Annotated in this window: 22 protein-coding genes; 6 read left to right on the plus strand and 16 right to left on the minus strand. The window is 41.0% G+C overall.

Annotated elements, in window-relative coordinates; all coding sequences use genetic code 11:
• The first annotated feature begins 1 nt into the window (after nucleotide 1).
• The 3 genes from NSQ64_RS13710 to NSQ64_RS13720 are packed head-to-tail and all read left to right on the plus strand — an operon-like array spanning nucleotide 2 to nucleotide 1,730.
• Nucleotides 2–502: a stage II sporulation protein M gene (locus NSQ64_RS13710; RefSeq protein ID WP_039167181.1), complete on the plus strand. Its 501-nt coding sequence runs from the start codon at nucleotides 2–4 to the stop codon at nucleotides 500–502.
• Between the two features lie 21 nt (nucleotides 503–523).
• Nucleotides 524–1,069 carry a hypothetical protein gene (locus NSQ64_RS13715; RefSeq protein WP_045034088.1) on the plus strand — a complete coding sequence of 182 codons (546 nt, stop codon included), beginning with the start codon at nucleotides 524–526 and terminating at the stop codon, nucleotides 1,067–1,069.
• A complete protein-coding gene (locus NSQ64_RS13720) occupies nucleotides 1,062–1,730 on the plus strand; it encodes an ABC transporter ATP-binding protein (RefSeq protein ID WP_144668578.1) in 669 nt (222 codons plus the stop codon). The genes NSQ64_RS13715 and NSQ64_RS13720 overlap by 8 nt, the downstream gene beginning before the upstream one ends.
• Nucleotides 1,731–1,782: 52 nt before the next feature.
• On the opposite strand, the gene NSQ64_RS13725 is transcribed toward NSQ64_RS13720, so the two are convergent.
• Complete coding sequence (locus tag NSQ64_RS13725) at nucleotides 1,783–2,076, minus strand: CotD family spore coat protein (RefSeq protein ID WP_008342559.1); 294 nt, start codon at nucleotides 2,074–2,076, stop codon at nucleotides 1,783–1,785.
• Between the two features lie 184 nt (nucleotides 2,077–2,260).
• On the opposite strand from NSQ64_RS13725, the gene NSQ64_RS13730 reads away from it, so the two are divergent.
• Nucleotides 2,261–2,578, plus strand: a complete 318-nt coding sequence (locus NSQ64_RS13730) for a hypothetical protein (protein ID WP_125589819.1) — start codon at nucleotides 2,261–2,263, stop codon at nucleotides 2,576–2,578.
• A gap of 27 nt (nucleotides 2,579–2,605) precedes the next feature.
• The gene (locus NSQ64_RS13735; protein WP_224558471.1) at nucleotides 2,606–2,827 is read left to right on the plus strand and encodes a hypothetical protein; all 222 of its coding nucleotides are present in this window, start codon (nucleotides 2,606–2,608) and stop codon (nucleotides 2,825–2,827) included.
• 241 nt (nucleotides 2,828–3,068) lie between these two features.
• Here NSQ64_RS13735 and NSQ64_RS13740 read toward each other — a convergent pair whose 3' ends face one another.
• The 4 genes from NSQ64_RS13740 to NSQ64_RS13755 form a co-directional block, all read right to left on the minus strand.
• Nucleotides 3,069–4,409: a sugar porter family MFS transporter gene (locus tag NSQ64_RS13740; protein WP_007501378.1), complete on the minus strand. Its 1,341-nt coding sequence runs from the start codon at nucleotides 4,407–4,409 to the stop codon at nucleotides 3,069–3,071.
• Nucleotides 4,410–4,493: 84 nt separating this feature from the next.
• Nucleotides 4,494–5,915, minus strand: a complete 1,422-nt coding sequence (araA, locus tag NSQ64_RS13745) for an L-arabinose isomerase (RefSeq protein ID WP_311754253.1) — start codon at nucleotides 5,913–5,915, stop codon at nucleotides 4,494–4,496.
• Nucleotides 5,916–5,932: 17 nt separating this feature from the next.
• Complete coding sequence (locus NSQ64_RS13750; protein WP_007501382.1) at nucleotides 5,933–6,637, minus strand: L-ribulose-5-phosphate 4-epimerase; 705 nt, start codon at nucleotides 6,635–6,637, stop codon at nucleotides 5,933–5,935.
• Complete coding sequence (locus tag NSQ64_RS13755) at nucleotides 6,631–8,256, minus strand: xylulokinase (protein ID WP_341016952.1); 1,626 nt, start codon at nucleotides 8,254–8,256, stop codon at nucleotides 6,631–6,633. Before NSQ64_RS13755 ends, NSQ64_RS13750 begins: the two co-directional genes overlap by 7 nt.
• A 272-nt stretch (nucleotides 8,257–8,528) precedes the next feature.
• On the opposite strand from NSQ64_RS13755, the gene NSQ64_RS13760 reads away from it, so the two are divergent.
• The gene (locus tag NSQ64_RS13760) at nucleotides 8,529–9,641 is read left to right on the plus strand and encodes a GntR family transcriptional regulator (protein ID WP_341016955.1); all 1,113 of its coding nucleotides are present in this window, start codon (nucleotides 8,529–8,531) and stop codon (nucleotides 9,639–9,641) included.
• A gap of 5 nt (nucleotides 9,642–9,646) precedes the next feature.
• Here NSQ64_RS13760 and NSQ64_RS13765 read toward each other — a convergent pair whose 3' ends face one another.
• The 11 genes from NSQ64_RS13765 to NSQ64_RS13815 form a co-directional block, all read right to left on the minus strand.
• Entirely contained in the window at nucleotides 9,647–10,663 is a 1,017-nt protein-coding gene (locus NSQ64_RS13765; RefSeq protein ID WP_341018323.1) for a serine hydrolase domain-containing protein, read from the minus strand.
• 10 nt (nucleotides 10,664–10,673) lie between these two features.
• Nucleotides 10,674–11,129: a MarR family winged helix-turn-helix transcriptional regulator gene (locus NSQ64_RS13770; RefSeq protein ID WP_341016957.1), complete on the minus strand. Its 456-nt coding sequence runs from the start codon at nucleotides 11,127–11,129 to the stop codon at nucleotides 10,674–10,676.
• A 94-nt stretch (nucleotides 11,130–11,223) separates the two neighbouring features.
• Nucleotides 11,224–11,949 (minus strand): DsbA family oxidoreductase, encoded by a 726-nt coding sequence (locus tag NSQ64_RS13775; RefSeq protein WP_019743620.1) that lies wholly within the window; start codon nucleotides 11,947–11,949, stop codon nucleotides 11,224–11,226.
• A 148-nt stretch (nucleotides 11,950–12,097) separates the two neighbouring features.
• Entirely contained in the window at nucleotides 12,098–12,655 is a 558-nt protein-coding gene (hxlB, locus tag NSQ64_RS13780; RefSeq protein ID WP_045034094.1) for a 6-phospho-3-hexuloisomerase, read from the minus strand.
• Nucleotides 12,652–13,284 carry a 3-hexulose-6-phosphate synthase gene (hxlA, locus tag NSQ64_RS13785; RefSeq protein WP_341016965.1) on the minus strand — a complete coding sequence of 211 codons (633 nt, stop codon included), beginning with the start codon at nucleotides 13,282–13,284 and terminating at the stop codon, nucleotides 12,652–12,654. The genes hxlB and hxlA overlap by 4 nt, the downstream gene beginning before the upstream one ends.
• A gap of 398 nt (nucleotides 13,285–13,682) precedes the next feature.
• Nucleotides 13,683–14,039 carry a winged helix-turn-helix transcriptional regulator gene (locus NSQ64_RS13790; RefSeq protein WP_029708013.1) on the minus strand — a complete coding sequence of 119 codons (357 nt, stop codon included), beginning with the start codon at nucleotides 14,037–14,039 and terminating at the stop codon, nucleotides 13,683–13,685.
• Between the two features lie 71 nt (nucleotides 14,040–14,110).
• A complete protein-coding gene (locus NSQ64_RS13795; protein ID WP_035390910.1) occupies nucleotides 14,111–14,980 on the minus strand; it encodes an alpha/beta hydrolase in 870 nt (289 codons plus the stop codon).
• 452 nt (nucleotides 14,981–15,432) lie between these two features.
• On the minus strand, nucleotides 15,433–15,777 hold the full coding sequence (locus NSQ64_RS13800; protein WP_341016969.1) for a YxiJ family protein: 345 nt from the start codon (nucleotides 15,775–15,777) through the stop codon (nucleotides 15,433–15,435).
• A gap of 58 nt (nucleotides 15,778–15,835) precedes the next feature.
• Nucleotides 15,836–16,234: a YxiG family protein gene (locus NSQ64_RS13805; protein ID WP_341016971.1), complete on the minus strand. Its 399-nt coding sequence runs from the start codon at nucleotides 16,232–16,234 to the stop codon at nucleotides 15,836–15,838.
• A 60-nt stretch (nucleotides 16,235–16,294) separates the two neighbouring features.
• Entirely contained in the window at nucleotides 16,295–16,771 is a 477-nt protein-coding gene (locus tag NSQ64_RS13810) for a hypothetical protein (protein WP_341016973.1), read from the minus strand.
• A 39-nt stretch (nucleotides 16,772–16,810) separates the two neighbouring features.
• A complete protein-coding gene (locus NSQ64_RS13815) occupies nucleotides 16,811–17,494 on the minus strand; it encodes a DUF7003 family protein (RefSeq protein ID WP_138278760.1) in 684 nt (227 codons plus the stop codon).

Raw genomic sequence — 17,494 nt, forward strand, 5'->3', positions numbered from 1 at the left:
ATTGATTCTACGCCTCGGCTATCTTTACGCCGGTGTATTTATTGTAGCTTTGCTCATTGGAAGTCTCCTACCTTATGATCAGATTCCTTATTTAAAAAAGGATGAAGACATGTTTTTTCTCTCTATTTTTTCAAACAATTTACAGGTTGGGCTTGCCATTCTAGGTATCGGGGCTTTTACTGGCGGCATTATGTCTGCTGGCATTCTTTTTTATAATGGCTATATCATTGGAAAACTCATTCAGTTTTTGATAGCTCAGCATGAAGTGCAGCAGTTATTCACTGGCCTCATGCCACATGCTTTTGTTGAGGTTCTTGGTTTGATCCTATTTTCAATCGTCAGTGCTTTTCCATTTATTTATCTTTACCGGTTTATGAAAGGTAAGGCCATTGATGTAAGAAAGCTGACTCGGACTGTGATTCAGTTAATCTTTGCCGCTGTAGTGCTCTTGTTGATTGCCTCTCTTTTAGAGGAATATGTCAGCCATGTACATCTATCTTAGAAGAAAGGAGAATGTGGTTCTATGGAGCTACTTCTACGCCCTAAGCAATTTTTCAACCAACATCAATCGACCAAAACCGTTATAGGCTTAGTCTTACTATCTTTATTTGTTTCAACTGTTTTTTTAACCTTTTTCATTATTGATTTGTTAGTAGAGGAACCATTATCTGCGGGAAAACAATTAGCCAGCATTGTGTTTATCTTTTTACTGACAATCCCACTTTATTTCATATTGAATTTTCTCGGTACTGTCGTGACTTCAATTTATATGTACTTTTTTCATAAAACGTTTATTTTGCGCAAAATGTATTTTGTCATCTTGCTTTATAATGCGTTTCTTCTATTAGTAAATAGCGCAGCAATCTATTGTGTGATGGTACTCGATTTAGATCATTATTTTATCTTCATCCAAGCGGTTTCGTTTTTGATCAACTTGTACCTTTTACGCATCCTATATGATGGGATCATTTATTATGCTAAAGGATCAAAAAAAGCCGCCCTTGCGACCGTCATCTTGTATATGCTGGTGACCACTGTTTTTGTTATTGGAGGATTTATCAATGGCTAGTTTGCAAGTGTCTCAGCTATCTTTTCGTTATGAAACAACTGAAGAAAGCTCTCCCCTCCTTGATCAAGTATCCTTTCATCTGAAAGAAGGTGATCGTGCTTGTATTATCGGAAAAAACGGCAGCGGTAAATCGACACTTTTAAAGATCATCGCAGGTCTGCTTCCTTCAGTATCCGAAACGGTTTTACTCAATGAACAGCATCATCCTGGGTCAGCTCTTTATAAAGGGTTGGTCGCGTACATCCCAGATAAGCCTTTGGTTTATGATGCGCTGACTGGTATGGAGCATATGACTCTTATACAGTCGCTATGGAAAATGAATCAGTCAGAAAAAGAGGTATACAAAAAGACCTTTCTCTCGCTTTGTGATGCATTTGATTTAACTCATGCACTTAAGATGCCTGTCAAACAATATTCACTAGGTATGAGATATAAGCTTTTCTTTAATTGTATGGCGGCCAGATCACCAGAGCTAATCATTCTTGATGAACCTTTTACATCTCTTGATGAGGCATCTCAAATGCAGTCTATTTCTTTATTAAAAGAAGAATTCTCTGATCAATGTGTTTTATTTACAAGCCATCAGCGCTACCTTTATTCAGAATTAGGAAATCGTTTTTTCGAGCTTGATCACGGACAACTAAATGAAATAGAGCGTTAAACATACAAAAGACATCCCATCACAGGATGCCTCACTTCTTTTCACAATTAAACTACCACTTACAGCGTTTGACCGGGCGGCAGCAAGGATTCTTGATATCACTACCACAGTCATATTCTTCCACAATATACTCATTTCGAGTAGATTGCGTCACAGGGTAGTAGTTTTCAATTCTTTTAATGTTTTTATTGACGTTTGTGATATGAGTTGGATGAATCTTTCTGATCGTTTGTTCATTTGTTGTCGTGTTGACAATTTGACGTGTAGGGGATACAACCGTTTCAACTTCTCCATGATTCCCTCTGCGAGGCCCAAAGAAAAAATTGTCTAATCGATTCCGGCTCATTCTCAACACCCCTTCAAGTTGTCTTTCACTTACACTCTATCGTATGTCAGAGGCACGATTAGTGATTAGATGCTTGTCTATTTTTGAAAAAATCCGCTTGTGATCTAGTAGTCTCTTTCTTTACATTAGGACAATTTTAACATATTATACAAATGATCTCTTGTGAAGGAAAGGACATTCATTGATGAAGACAAGACATAAACTTTTTTCATTTTTCATCCTGCTCGTCGTGATCATCACTCTTCCACTGCTGTCGCCTATGGTTTTTACAAATGCGACTGAAAGAGGAGCGATACGGCAGGCCATTTATCAAGAAGGCTACCCTTACCAAAGCTATTTTGCTATTTTGCAAAAAAAGGACGATGTAGACCCTCAATATGGTCAGCTGTATGATGTGTATTGGCAGGCTTGGAAAAGCGAGACAGGAATGACACCTTCCGTCTGTTATTCAAAAAAGATAGAAGACCATGAATATAAGGTCAGCTGCGGAACTGCACCATAACATTTTTCAATAACTTTAAAATTAGAGGTGAACGATTTGATCAACACAACACAAACCATCGAACGAAACAAACTGGACATTGCACTTGAACTGACGCAATTGCATTTGAATCGATATGAAGCAAATCATCCTGATCAGCTGAGTGAAATTTATGCGAAATATTATGCGCTTCTTGAAGTGCTGGACGTATCCTCATCTGATCAATTAATGGATTTACTGCCAGATGAACTGAAACAAATACTTGATTAAAAAAGCCATCTATCCGCACAGGATAGATGGTTCAGATTGTTGACAAAGGGCTAAAATGAACTTGATTTTAGCCCTTTGTCTTCTTTTCAGCGTGATAGAAAACCTTTGAATTCTAGGAAGGACGAGTACCGGCGCGGAGCGAATTTGACATTCGTGAGCACTGGCACGCAGGACTGACACCGAATGCGAGGGTTTGTCTACACGCTGAAACCATCTATCCTGTGTGGATAGATGGTTTCCTTTAGACACGTGCAGCCATATCGGTTTCGATTTGTTCTAAGCTTCTTCCTTTTGTTTCAACTAATACAAAGCGCGTGAACAACAGGCCAATTAAGCAGATGACCCCAAATGAAGAGAAAATGACGCCAAAGCTGAATTGGTCAGCCAAGATAGGGAACACAAGGCCAACTGCTAATGATCCCGTCCAGTTAAAGGCAGAGGAAATGCCCGCTCCAATACCCCTGACAGAAAGTGGGAAAATTTCACCGATGATAATCCATGTGATCGGTGCCCATGAGAAGGCATAGCACAAAATAAAGCAGCAAAGTGAAATCAATGTGACCCAGTTTAATATGCCTTCACTCACTCCGAGCGCACCTAATGCCGCTGGTGCAAAGAAAGACAGGGCCATCCCCGTTCCCCCAACTGTGAGAATCGTTCGGCGGTCGAACCGGTCGACGAATTGTAAAAAGATCACGGTCGTCACAACAAATATGACACCCACAATGACGGTAAAACCTGCGGCAACTTGCGGAGCAAGACCTACATTTCTTGCGATACTCGTTGCATAATACACAATGGAGTTCGCCCCCTGTATTTGCTGGAGTGTCGCCATTCCGACCCCAATAAAGAGAGCCATTCGGAATTTCTTTTGAAATAATTCACGAATGCCTGAGCGTTCTTCTTTTGCCACTTCTAAAATTTCTTGCATTTCTGCTTCAATCTCTTCACGTGATGAACGAAGTGATCCTAATACTTCACGTGCCTTATGAGCCATTCCGTGTTTAATTAAATACCTTGGAGATTCAGGAAGTTTCAGCATGCCAATATAAAGCACGATCGCAAATAAAGCAGCACTTCCCAGCATCCAGCGCCAGCTGTCTGGAATTGGTTCAAACACAAATGCGACGATATAGCTAAGCAATAATCCACTCACAATCATCAGCTGATTCAGGCCGGACAATTTCCCGCGAATTTTGGCCGGAGCGATTTCAGACATGTAAGCAGGCACGAGCGATGAGGCTGTCCCTACAGCTGTTCCTAAGAAAATCCGGGCAATGGTTAATGAGATTTCTTCTGGTGCAATGGCTGAGCCAAGCGCACCGACAAAAAAGATAATCGATGACACCAAAATGAGCTTTCTGCGGCCAAACTTATCCCCCATCAGACCGCTTAAAATGGAACCAATGATCGCCCCGCCCATTAATGAAGAAACGACGATGCCAAGCCATAACGGGCTGAGTTGAAATTCTTCCTGAATGTGCCCTTCTGCCCCTGCGATAATACCAATATCATATCCAAATAAGATACCTGCAAAGGACCCGAAAAAGAAGATAAATTTACTTGATACTTTTTTCTCCAAGTGGATGACCCCCCTCACTTAATAAACCGCTTTCATTTCTCCCTGCCATTCTACCGTTCACAGTAGAATGCATTTCACCCTTCTTTATAAAACCACATATTCTGCATTCACAAGCTTTGCAAAATGAACAATTTGATCAACCGTTAAATTGAGAGATACGACTGTATGATGACCTCCGCCGTGCTTAATCCATGCTTTGATTCCATCTTGAAAGTTCGGTTTGATTTTCCAGAGGACTCGTGCTACCGGTAATTGAGGTGCTGCTTCCTGCGGCTCAAAGGCTTCCACTTCTTGAATCAACCATTTGAAATGTGTTCCAAAATCAGCAATGGAGACAACAACGCCCTCGCCTGCTTTTCCATCAAACACAAGACGTGCTGGGTCTTCCCGGTTTCCAATGCCTAGCGGAGACACGACAATGACAGGTTTTGTATGTGCAAGCGCAGGATCTACTTCTAGCATATGAGATTGCAGCACTGCTTCCTGACCAGCAGTCATTTCATATGTGTAATCTTCCATAAAACCAGTCGATTGATGATGGCTCATCACCTTTAATAAACGATCCAGTGCGGCGGTTTTCCAATCCCCTTCACCTGCAAAGCCATACCCCTTTGCCATGAGGCGCTGAACGGCTAAACCCGGAAGCTGCTTCATGCCATGTAAATCTTCAAAGTTTGTCGTAAAGGCATTGTAGCCGCCTTCATCTAAAAAACGCTTGATGGCAATTTCATATCGTGCCTGCACTTTCACACTTTGTTCCCATTCTTCCGCCGAATAGCTCCCATAATCCACGTCATATAATGTTAAGTACTCAGCAAACAGAGCATCAACTTCTGCTTCTTCCACAGCATTTACATAGTTCACAAGATCGCCAATTCCAAAGTAATCAACGGTCCATCCCAGCTGGATCTGCGCTTCAATTTTATCTCCTTCTGTCACCGCAACGTGGCGCATATTGTCACCAAACCGAGCCACTTTAATGTGGAAGCTCTCATGATAGGCAGCCGCAACGTCCATCCAATCAGCGATTTGCTGCTTCACCTCCTGCTTCGACCAATGACCTGCAACGATTTGGTTTTGCTTATTTAAACGTGCATTGATATAACCGTACTCTCTGTCTCCATGTGCCGATTGATGGAGATTCATATAGTCCATATCAATCGTGTCCCACGGAATGTTTTCATAGTATTGCGTGACGAGATGCAAAAGAGGCTTTTGCAAAAGAGACGTACCACGTATCCACATTTTTGCTGGAGAAAACGTATGCATCCAAGTCATCACACCGATGACCTCATCACGATAGTTGACCTCTTTCATCAGCTGTGTGATTTGATCCGCACTGACCGCCAGTTCCTGCAGAATAATTGGATAAGGCAGCAAACCGCTCTCATTTAAGGCATCTGTTATCTTTTGCGCATCTGCCTTCACTTGCTTCAGTGCCTCGTCCCCATATAAGTGCTGTGACCCGACGACAAACCAACATTCTTTCTTCTGACTTGTTAACATAGAAATCCCTCTTTTCTTTATCTTGAAGGTTTTTGTCCGTAATACGCATGTGTTCCATGTTTTCTTAAATAATGTTTATCTAAAATCACCTGCGGAAGAGGCTCCGCATATTCGTTCAATTGCTTTGCAAACAGGTTCATTTTCGCTACTTCATCTAAAATGACACTGTTCGTTACCGCACTTTTTGCATCTTTTCCCCACGTAAAGGGACCATGACCTTGTAGCAAAATACCAGGAACCGCCATGACATCTATTTGTCTTTTCTCAAACGTTTCAATGATCAAGTGTCCTGTTTCCACCTCATACCCGCGATTCACCTCTTCTTCTGTGAGAAATCGAGCGCACGGAACAGGTCCGTAAAATGTATCTGCATGTGTTGTGCCCATTGCTGGTAAATCAAGTCCAGCTTGCGCCCATACCGTTGCCCACATTGAATGGCTATGTGAAATGCCGCCAATTTCCTCAAAGTGTTTGTAAAGAACAGCATGTGTGGCAGTATCGGAAGAAGGATTGAATTCCCCCTCGACCACTTGACCGTCAAAATCGACCACCACCATGTCTTTTGCTGATAATTTGTCATACGCTATGCCGCTTGGCTTAATGACAAACAGTCCACTGTCACGATCGCACGCACTGACATTGCCCCATGTAAATTTCACAAGTCCGTACTTTGGTAGATCTAGATTCGCTTGAAACACTTCTTCTTTTAACCGCTCTAACATACAGGTGCCGCTCCTTTCTGTGGCGTCAAATGTTCTACTGCCGCTTTTTCTATCGGGAGTCCTTCTTGATAGCGCTTTATAAATTCCTCAAAACCTTTAACATCCAGTGGATCAGGATCAATAAGCTCTTCTAATGTATGGACAAATACTTGATGCTTGAGAAAATGGCTCAGTGTTTGCTGCTGGTGATTGATCATATATGAAGCAAGGACCGCCATCCCAAACGCACCGCCTTCTCCCGCCGTTGATACGACGGATACAGGTGTCCCGAGTGCAGCAGCGACCATTTTTTGCCCAACTATCGGTGTTTTAAATAAACCGCCATGTCCTAGTAAGCGATCAATCTTGACTTGTTCATGTGCTTTTAACCGATCCATCCCGATTTTCATTGCGCCAAATGCAGAGAAGAGATGTGTCCGAATGAAATTAGCAAGGGTAAACCGGCTTTGAGGAGATCTAACAAAAAGGGGTCTTCCTTCTTTTAGTCTCGTAATATTTTCACCAGAATAATAGCCATAGCTTAAAAGCCCACCCCCATCATGATCTGCTTCTAAAGCTTGATTTAATAGGGTTTCGTACAATCTTTCTGTTTCAACTGGCTGACCCATTGCTTCAAACGCTTCTTTGAATACATTCATCCAAGCGTTGAGGTCACTTGTACAATTGTTGGCATGAACCATCGCGACTGGCAGGCCATCTGGTGTCGTGACAAGATCCACTTCTGGGTACACACCTTTTAGATGATGTTCTAACACAATCATTGCAAATACAGATGTCCCAACTGAAATATTCCCAGTTCTCTTTTCCACACTGTTTGTTGCGATCATTCCTGTTCCTGCATCACCCTCTGGCGGGCAAAAAGGGATACCTGGCTGCAACTGTTTGCCTTGGTCTAAAATCGATGCTCCAGCTGCTGTTAACACACCAGCTTCTTCGCCTGCTAAATAGATGCGCGGCAAAAGATGACGAAGCTTCCACGGGTAGCCTTTTTCTGCAATCAATGCTTCAAATTGATGAAGCATCACTTCGTTGTAATCCTTCGTTTTTTCATCAATGGGGAACATTCCCGACGCATCGCCAATTCCGATGGCCTGCTTCCCTGTTAACAGCCAGTGAATGTAGCCGGACAAAGTGGTCACATACTCTAACCGGGACAGATGTTTTTCCTCTCCTAGTATCGCTTGGTATAAGTGAGCGATACTCCATCTTTCTGGAATATGAAATTGGAATACATCTGTTAGCTTTTGACTCGCCTCGGTCGTTGTTCCATTCCGCCACGTTCGAAACGGGACGAGGAGCTCTCCTGTATGATGACAGGCGACATAGCCATGCATCATCGCAGATATCCCGATGGAGCCAATGGTTTGAATCGTCACCCCATACAATTGTGCAGCCTGTTCTTTCATCTGACGGTATGCCACTTGAAGACCTGTAATGATCTCAATTAAGTTGTACGTCCATATTCCTTCTTGAAGAGAACTTTCCCATTCAAATGCACCTTGCGCAATTGGCTGAAACTCTTCATCTATTAAAATGGCTTTAATTCGTGTCGAACCAAATTCAATGCCCAAAGATGTCCTGCCTTCTCTAATGGCTTTGGCCGTCTCTTCACGATTCATTTTGTTCACCCCCATGATGATAGCGGTTTCAAATATCTATTTCGTTTGATCCATCTTTACCTGTGCACAAAAACAATATAATATTTGTCCGTACATATGTCAATAATAAATATATTTGTGCATACATAATCAGACAAAAACTTTCATATTCTCTAAGGATTAGACGGTAGACACTGCAAGCGCCTGTTTTTGATTAAGCAACCATGTTAAAATATGTCCATACAAGTTCTTCTCAATCCGAGTAGAGGATCAACTGTGAAAGAAGTGAAACGATGAAAAAGAAGTACCAGATCATTATGGATGATATAAAAAGCAAAATACTGACAGGGGATTACCGGATCGGGGAGCGTATTCCAACCGAATCAAGCTTACAAGAGTTGTATCAAGTAAGCCGGCATACGGTGCGAAAAGCAATCTTAGAATTATCGAGTGAAGGTTTTTTACGAAGCGAAAAAGGCTCGGGCACATTTGTCACCAATCAATATCAAACAAAACCTGCTGGACATGCTCATATGAAAACGATTGGCGTCATCACCACATACATATCCGATTACATTTTCCCGTCGATCATTCGGGGCATCGAAAGCCGATTAAATGAAGAGAACTATTCTTTGTTACTGGCGAGTACAAATAACGATGTGGAGCAGGAGAAAAAAGCGCTTGAAATGATGCTGTCCTTTGGTGTGGACGGATTAATTGTCGAACCGACAAAAAGCAATTTATATAATCCAAACATTTCGTACTACCTATCCTTTAAAGAGCAGGATGTCCCGCTTATTATGATCAATGCCTACTATGAGCAGTTAGAGGTTCCCTTCCTTTGTTTGGATGATGTGAAGTCCAGCTATTTAGCGACAAAGGAGCTGATCACCTCTGGACATCAGCACATTGGACTGATTTCAAAAACAGATGATTTACAAGGGAAATATCGAATGAAGGGCTATATTCAGGCACTTGGTGAAGCGAAGCTCAACTTCCTACCAGAGCATGTCCTTTTTTTCGATACAGAATCGAAGCAGTATTTAGGGGATCATATCAAAACCTTTTTACAAGCACACCAGCATGAGCTGACCGCCCTTGTTTGCTATAACGATGAAGTCGGGTTAGAAGTAGCAAATGTATGTAGTGAAATGGGTTTATCTATTCCAGATGATCTTTCCATTATTGGACAGGATAACTCGTATATTGCCCAAAAAAATGCCCATGTGAAACTGACAACGCTGACACACCCTCAAGAGCAAATGGGACGAGATGCGGCAGACTGGATGATTAAAAAAGTACAAGGGAAAAAGAATCTCCCTGATCAAACATTTTATGAGCCTGAACTCGTTCCTGGTGAAACGATTAAAGCGCTGAACGCAAGAAAAAATGAGCCCTCTTCATAGGAGGCTCATTTGGCTTTAGGCTCTTGTTCAAGCATATTCATCACGTCATAGGCAATTCGGTCAGGAGAATCTTGCGTGATACGATTGCGATAGTTAGACAAGACGATCACTCCTGTTTTTGAATGCGGGCGGAAACCCATGAAGCTGGAGAAACCAGAAGTTGCACCATTATGGCAAATCAATCCCGTATCATCTATGACCCACCCAAGTCCCATTGACATGTTTTTCCCTATCTTCACCTTTGGCTCGTGGGTCATTTTCCATGGAGAAACGACGTCTGCATTCATATGTGCAGAGAGAAATGAAAGCAAATCAGTGATCGTCGAACGAATCGCACCAGCCCCTTGATAGTCATGCATCTGAAGCGGAGGAACCTCTTTTCCATTCTCTTGATGACCGAGGATCATCTTCTCTTTGACGTCCTCCTTGATCGTAATCAAGGTGTTCGATAGTTTCAGCTCATCCACGATATATTCAGTCAGCAACTCTTCATATGTTTTGTGAAGAGACCACCCCATAATCAACCCGAGGAGTCCCATCCCTACATTGGAGTAACGAGATGGGTATTCTTTTCGCTCATTCCATTTTTTCGAGTGTAACAGTTTCATTAATTCATCAAGGGAGTATTGACAGTACATATCTCTTCTCACTTTTGGAAGGAACCTTAGTTGTAAATCTCTGAGAAAACGATGTGAAGGAAGTCCAGACGTATGGGTTGCCAGCTGTTCCAATTGGATGGGGTGATTCTTTCTTATTTCGGGACAATACAGTGAAATGGAATCGTCTAGCTTCATCTGCCCTTTTTGAATCATGCTTGCCAATATACTTGTCGTAAAGACTTTTGAAATAGAGCCGATTTCAAAAATGACCTCCTCAGGCTGCACGCGCTGCTGTATGGGGTGATCTCCGAAATGAAAAACGTGTCTTTCTCCTTGATGAATCAGGCCGATCACGAGCAGTGCCTGTTTCTTTTTCTCCGTATAAGAAAAGGCAATTCGCTGTACTTCTTGTTTGAGCATCATCAATGGATCATCATCCTTCCCCTTCATTTTGATTTACAATCAATTGATCAAGCTTTGTATAAATGGATGTCAATGTGTTGATCTCTTCGAGGCTTAATTTTGAATAGTATTTTTCAATGATCGCAAGTTCTATCTTTCTCATATTCTCCAAGTACGTCTTTGCCTTTTCAGAAAGTTCAACTTGCAATTCCCGACGATTTTGCGGGTTGATGCTGCGGCGAACCCATTCTTTTTTTTCAAGCGTGTTTAACAACTGGCTCACAGCACTTTGGGTGATGCCTAGTTGCTGAGCAATTTGAATAGGTGAGCTTCCCCCTTTTTGCTCTACGAAATCAAGGACAATGTGCTGCTTATCAGTTAACTCATCTACAAATAACTCTTCAAACTCTAATCGGAGCTTTTGATGGATGCGCGCTTCGATTTGGTTTAATTCTTGGATCATCGTTGTTTTGGATGTCACTGTCATCACCTTCATAATTAAGATAGCTTAAGTATAAAGGTATGTTAATTATTAATCAACAAAAATCCCTATCTTTTATCAAAGATAGGGAAAATGCCGATTATACTTCTTCTTTAGGTGAAGGTACTGCACATACGCCATCTGCACATGCTTCTTCAAATGAAGCATCAGCCGCTTTTTCCGTTTGTGCTGCCTCTTCTGTCCAAGCCGTTTCAAGGGCACGAAGGAACGTATCTGCTGGCTGTGCACCAGCAACCGAATATTGATCATTGATCAAGAAAAAAGGCACAGCAGAAATCCCGAGCTGTCTTGCTTCTTTTTCATCTTCTCGTACATCGTCTGCAAATTCTTGCCCGTCTAGAACCTTTTGTACTTCGTTCTGATCAAGGCCTGCTTTTTCTGCGATATCTAAAAGGGTTTGACGATCACCAACATGCTTTCCATCTGTAAAATACGCTTGAAACAGCTCACCCATGACGAGATCGCCTTTTCCCATTTTTCCAGCATATTGTGCGAGCTGGTGGGCATCAAAGGTGTTTGTCAAAACGAGTGGATCGAATTGAAAATCGATTCCTTTCTCCTTGCCCGCCTGTTTCACCTGTTCATTCATCGCGATGGCCCGGCTACGGCTCATGCCATATTTTTTGACAAGCATATCATGCACATCATAATCCACTGCAACAGGTGCATTCGGATCAAGCTCAAAGCTTTTAAACTCTACTTCTACCTGTTCTTTATGAGGGAATTGCTCAAGCGCTGTTTCCAACTGTTTTTTTCCTATATAACAAAAAGGACAGGCGATATCTGACCAAATTTGTACTTTCATCTTCATCTTCCTTCCGTTGCTTACGTTTTTTCTTTCAAGATGTAACTATTATAGTTACATCTTATCGTTTATGTCAAGTGATCCTTCTTTTTAAGTACCATGTATTAAAAAAACCTTTCCTTCAAAAAAGGAAAGGTTTTCATCACGGCTATTCTAAATTCGCATGGTGACCGTACATTTTATGGGTGTCGAGCTTCTTCATTTCCATCAATCTCAAGATGACCGCATCATACATAAGAAGCAAAGTTTGCTCAAATAATGAGCCCATCGGCTGAATCGTATGATGGTTTCCTTCATGTTGATCCTTTGGCGCACCTGACAGTAAGATGACTTCATCCGATAGATCAGCTATAGGTGACTCAGCTGAAAGCGTGAACGACGCCACGCTTCCGCCAATCGCCCTTGCCTTTTTCGCGAGCACAAGCAGCGTCTCTGTTCGGCCAGAACCGCTCCCTACAATCAATAAATCCTCAGATGTAAAAGCAGGCGTATTCGTTTCACCGATCACATAAGCTTCGACACCAATATGCGTGAGTCTCATCGCAAACGATTTCCCCATCAAACCAGACCTGCCAGCCCCTGCGACGAAGACCTTTCGAGCCGCTAAAATGCTTTTGACAAGCTGCTCTGCTTGTTCGTCTTGAATCGCGGGCGAGTGCTCAGAAAGCTCGCTTAGAATCGCTCTCACATAGTCACTTGTTTTCATGATTGTGCAATCAACTGCTTCATTTGCGCAGCCACTTCTGCTTTATTGTCTTGGCTCGCAATGCCGCCGCCGACAATAATCAAATCTGGATTTAATTTGACGACTTCAGGTAACGTATCAAGCTTAATACCGCCTGCAATCGCTATTTTTGCCTGTTTGACCACTTGTTTAATGGTCATGAGGTCATCAAATGAGTTTTGACCAACCGCTTGCAGGTCATAACCTGTGTGCACACAAATATAATCTACCCCAAGCTCATCCAGCTCTTTCGCGCGGCCGGCGATATCTTTGATACCAATCATATCGACTAAAATTTGTTTCCCTCTTGCTTTTGCTTCTTTCACCGCTCCTTGGATAGACATATCTTCCGCTGCCGCAAGAATGGTCACGATATCCGCTCCAGCCTCAGATGCCTGCTGCACTTCATAACCGGCAGCATCCATAATTTTGAGATCCGCCAGCACACGTAAATTCGGAAACGCCTGTTTAACTTCTTTTACAGCACGAAGTCCTTCGTTGATCACAACAGGTGTCCCAATTTCCACCACATCAATAGACGCTTCTACTTCTTTGATCAGCTCGATCGCTTCTGGTATATTCACTAAATCTAACGCTAATTGTAATTTCATCTACATTCACTCCTGTTTCATCATGTCATCTTCAAGAGCTCCGCGGATGATGCATCTTGAATCTTTCTTGCATGAAACGAGTATAACAACAGGAATGGCGCAATCCTAGTACGCACTTTTTTTTTACATACTATACTTTTTCGCATATGGGCACAAAAAAGATACTGTCTTTCGACCAGTATCTCAGCGTGTAGACAAACCCTCGCATTCGGTGTCAGTCCTGCGTGCTGGTGCTCACGAATGTGACATTCTCTCCGCGCCAGTACTCGTCCTTCCTAGGGCTGCAAAGGTTTTCTATCACGCTGAAAGGAAGACAAAGGGCTAAAATCAATTCATTTTAGCCCTTTGTCAACAATCTGAGATACTGTCTCTCGTTCAGTATCTATTTGTAGGTATTTCTATTTATCGTCCTTTAAAAAATTGCTGTCGAGATATTGTTTGCCCCAATCATACATCGCCTCTAAAATTGGCATTAAGCTTTCTCCGAGTTCTGTGAGAGAATACTCAACCTTTGGCGGAACGACAGGATAAACCTCTCGGTGCACAATGTGATCTTCCTCTAATTCTCTTAGCTGATTGACAAGCATTCTTTGCGTAATCCCAGGCATTAACGACTTTAACTCACCAAACCGTTTTGTCCCTTCTCTGCCAAGGTGCCATAAGATCAACATTTTCCACTTACCGCCGATAATATTCAGCGTCAGCTCTTTTTCGCAATTGAACACTTTATTTTCCATACGTGATGACAACAACATACACTCCTTTAATTTCAAACCACTTTATCATATACTGCGGCAAAATGGATTGCCCTAGCATACAGTCTTTGTTATTGATTTTGTTTTTTGACGAAAGCCATCACAGCCTTTGTCATCTCTTGCGCTTCTTTTGGCGCTCTGTCAGATCCAAACCATTTATTTAAATCACTGTGGCTCAGCGAATGAACCCGAAAAACAAACCGTGAGCCTTTCTCATGATTCAGTTTTTCTGCAAATCGGTACACCTCAGGATTTTCCCATCCTGTGACCAAATAAACAGGCGGTACATTCGTTTGATTCATATAAGTGACCGGTGATGCCTTTGTCCAGTTTTCCTCTTGTTTGCCAAAGACTTTTTTGTACGATGGAATGGCTTGTATAAATTGATTGATGTTTAACGGTCCATCTAAAATCACGATAGAATTGATCGTTTTTGGCGACAGCCCCACACGTTTTAAGTAAGTCGAATCTGTAGCAACCAATGCTGTCAAATGACCACCCGCTGAGTGACCCATGACATTGATTTTTGACGAATCGATTTGATATTCATCTGCATGATCCTTCACCCATTTAATAGCGCTTGCCGTATCATCTGCCATCTGCTCGAAGTTGGCATCAGGGTGAAGCCTGTAATTCATTGAAACAAACACATACCCTTGACCCGTAAAATAATCAGCCTTTGAAGCGACTCTATTCTTATCGCCGCCTGTCCAGCCGCCGCCATGGAGATAGATCATGACTGGATGCTTCTTCTTTTTGTCTTCATCTTTTCCCTTTGGCATATATATATCCAGTGTTTGCTGTTTATTTTGTGTGTCTGCATAATGGATGTTCGTCGTCGGCTTAGGCTGGTTGAAACGGAACACAAAGAATGCGCATACCAATAAGCCAGCGATGACCGCCGCAAATAAGAGCCATTTCATGATTCGATTCAATGTCATTGCACCTTTCTGTGTTGGGATGGGGAAGTATGATTCGCACATATGTAGAGCGACTAGCCCGATTCATTTGATACGACTTGTATGACTTGAACCGTTTGACAGTAAAAAGAAAAATACTGTTCTTCATAATCTTCGACAAAGTAATTCAAATATTCCCAGCCTCTATCCAAAAGTTGAATGTTCAAAAAAAGATAGGAATCGTTTGTTAACTCCAAATCTTTGATTTGAACAGAAGAGACGTTGGTAAATTTCAGATGAATGTCTGCTTGCAGATTCGGGGAATCATATGGGATGTGTATTACAATACAGTTGATCAAGTCGTAATGTTCATTATACTCTTTAAAGTAGTGAAATTCATTGATTTGCTTTAGATGCTTGATATTGAAATCAGGGATTTGTTTCTGGATTTTTTCATCTGAAAATCATGTCATCGTTTGTCCTCCAGAAGGTTATTAAATAAGTGCAATGATTCGTTTTCTTGTTTCTTCATGGTATTGAACATAGGAATGCAATAAAGGATAACAATCAAGGATATGTTGATATGTTTTGATTTGAGGATATTGCTCTTCAAATGACTGACGCAGCACGTTTAACTGTTTTTTCGGTATTCGTTTATGATCGATCACAAGACTTAAGCTACCTGCAACAAGTGAAAAAAACATATAAAAATCATCTGAGGATATCCCAGTTTCTTCTTCAAAAGAGATGATATCATCTGGATAAGCAGAATCTAATAAGTATTGATAACGTTGTTTTAAATCATCGAATAAACCTTGTTTATCACGGCTGATTCTCATGGATTTTCTCCAATCTCTCATTGTTTTTAATTCTTATTTAGACGCTAATGAGATCTTCCTATACACTGCAAATAAATTCTTGTGAATCGAAACATACGTTTTTCGATTCTATTGCGAGTAACATCCCATTGATGTTAAATAGAAAATTTGCATTTGAATCAAATTCTTCAAGAAGTACATTTTTAAGGTTCCCTATCCCATAAGGATGGTAACTGCATTCAAAAATTTGCCAATTTATCTCTTCTTGTATCAATTCTTCAAATCTATCATTACCTTCACCCCCATTATAATAAAGACTCGCCACATTCATAAATCGCAATTCATGATACCGAGCATCATTTATTTCACTTATACTAATGTTTATGACTAGTTCTTTACGAAAAAAATCAAATGAGAATGCCAGTACATCACAGACACCATCTAAATAATCGATCCATTTCTCTATACTGCTAAACATCTCATTCACTCCCCTAACGTATTCCCCTATTTTTTCAGAATGAACTCTATTCTTATCGTGTCACGGAGTTTGTAAATATTCTTCAAATGAAATAAAGTCCGCTTTTTTTCGAAATTCGCTTAAGATTTTCTGATCTCCTGTAAAAATAACATCTGTCGAATCAAAAAATCCGATTTCAAACACGGCTTGAGGGATAACGGGTGTATAATTCACGTTCCAATATCGTTCATTATCTTCAATTTGAGGTATTGAATGAATATTCAAATGATCTACATCACGAGGCAATGCGGTCAAAACAGCGAAAATAAAAGAATAAGAATAGTCATGTAAGAATTTTTTGAAATGTTCACCCTTCAGAAATAAAAAATCCGTATAATCCGGCATGACTTCTGAATGAGATTGATTATTCCGATCATGAAGCATTGGGAGTGTCACATCACTTATGACCCAATGATACTCTTCTACGTTTAAATTGATTTTCTTTATTAATTCATTTACTTCGAATAGATTTTTCTCTTTTGCTAATACGATTCTCATTACTTGCTCCACCTCACCGATTTAAAACATCAGACGAAACTAAAAATATTCCACAGTATCAAAATCTGACCATAATCTCCAGTCAGTGTTCGTGTTTATATTTACAATGCATGTTGGATCTTGATAGATCAAACTCTTCGCAACCGATTGAAAAAAAGGAGATTGACTAGGGAGTTGGCTATGCGTTTCTGGATGAAACCATGATTCAGTTGTATAGAGCGGTTTATCATATACATGCTGAACGATGTCAAATTGTTCTTGATCTGTCATCCATAAACTATCCAGCAAATCTCGATGTTTGGCCATTTCTCTTAACAGAGTAATCCATTCATTTTCCTCTGTTACATCAGATTGGCATGACTCTGGTATTTGAACATTAAAATAGCCACCATTCAATTTAATTCGTAATGGTTGTTTGGTGAATCCAGGTTCTATCTCATCATCATCTATTATTTCATAATGCTGATCCACGAAAACAAAGAGCTCATCCAATAGAAAATTGATGGATCCATTATTCAACTCATGACCAAACGCAAAAAAATCAATAGCCGGTCCTAACTTCGATAAACCGAATAATTGAATCGTGATCAGCCAATTTCCATCTCTAGTAAATAGAGAAAGCTTCCCTTTGGCAAAATCAAAGTTCTCGTTATCTAATAGCGGAAACTCTTTATTTAGAAAAGACTTATCTAATGTGTTTAATACATGGTCTATTTGTTTCAT

This window comes from Bacillus sp. FSL W8-0183 (assembly GCF_038006825.1).
In the GTDB taxonomy this organism is placed as follows: domain Bacteria; phylum Bacillota; class Bacilli; order Bacillales; family Bacillaceae; genus Bacillus; species Bacillus altitudinis.

Coding starts and splice junctions, on each gene's coding strand:
- NSQ64_RS13715 (WP_045034088.1), top strand. CDS start 524: ATGGAGCTACTTCTACGCCCTAAGCAATTTTTCAACCAACATCAATCG.
- NSQ64_RS13720 (WP_144668578.1), top strand. CDS start 1,062: ATGGCTAGTTTGCAAGTGTCTCAGCTATCTTTTCGTTATGAAACAACT.
- NSQ64_RS13725 (WP_008342559.1), bottom strand. CDS start 2,076: ATGAGCCGGAATCGATTAGACAATTTTTTCTTTGGGCCTCGCAGAGGG.
- NSQ64_RS13730 (WP_125589819.1), top strand. CDS start 2,261: ATGAAGACAAGACATAAACTTTTTTCATTTTTCATCCTGCTCGTCGTG.
- araA (WP_311754253.1), bottom strand. CDS start 5,915: ATGTTAACAAGTCAGAAGAAAGAATGTTGGTTTGTCGTCGGGTCACAG.
- NSQ64_RS13750 (WP_007501382.1), bottom strand. CDS start 6,637: ATGTTAGAGCGGTTAAAAGAAGAAGTGTTTCAAGCGAATCTAGATCTA.
- NSQ64_RS13755 (WP_341016952.1), bottom strand. CDS start 8,256: ATGAATCGTGAAGAGACGGCCAAAGCCATTAGAGAAGGCAGGACATCT.
- NSQ64_RS13760 (WP_341016955.1), top strand. CDS start 8,529: ATGAAAAAGAAGTACCAGATCATTATGGATGATATAAAAAGCAAAATA.
- NSQ64_RS13765 (WP_341018323.1), bottom strand. CDS start 10,663: ATGATGCTCAAACAAGAAGTACAGCGAATTGCCTTTTCTTATACGGAG.
- NSQ64_RS13770 (WP_341016957.1), bottom strand. CDS start 11,129: ATGACAGTGACATCCAAAACAACGATGATCCAAGAATTAAACCAAATC.
- NSQ64_RS13775 (WP_019743620.1), bottom strand. CDS start 11,949: ATGAAAGTACAAATTTGGTCAGATATCGCCTGTCCTTTTTGTTATATA.
- hxlB (WP_045034094.1), bottom strand. CDS start 12,655: ATGAAAACAAGTGACTATGTGAGAGCGATTCTAAGCGAGCTTTCTGAG.
- hxlA (WP_341016965.1), bottom strand. CDS start 13,284: ATGAAATTACAATTAGCGTTAGATTTAGTGAATATACCAGAAGCGATC.
- NSQ64_RS13790 (WP_029708013.1), bottom strand. CDS start 14,039: ATGTTGTTGTCATCACGTATGGAAAATAAAGTGTTCAATTGCGAAAAA.
- NSQ64_RS13795 (WP_035390910.1), bottom strand. CDS start 14,980: ATGACATTGAATCGAATCATGAAATGGCTCTTATTTGCGGCGGTCATC.
- NSQ64_RS13800 (WP_341016969.1), bottom strand. CDS start 15,777: ATGAGAATCAGCCGTGATAAACAAGGTTTATTCGATGATTTAAAACAA.
- NSQ64_RS13805 (WP_341016971.1), bottom strand. CDS start 16,234: ATGTTTAGCAGTATAGAGAAATGGATCGATTATTTAGATGGTGTCTGT.
- NSQ64_RS13810 (WP_341016973.1), bottom strand. CDS start 16,771: ATGAGAATCGTATTAGCAAAAGAGAAAAATCTATTCGAAGTAAATGAA.
- NSQ64_RS13815 (WP_138278760.1), bottom strand. CDS start 17,494: ATGAAACAAATAGACCATGTATTAAACACATTAGATAAGTCTTTTCTA.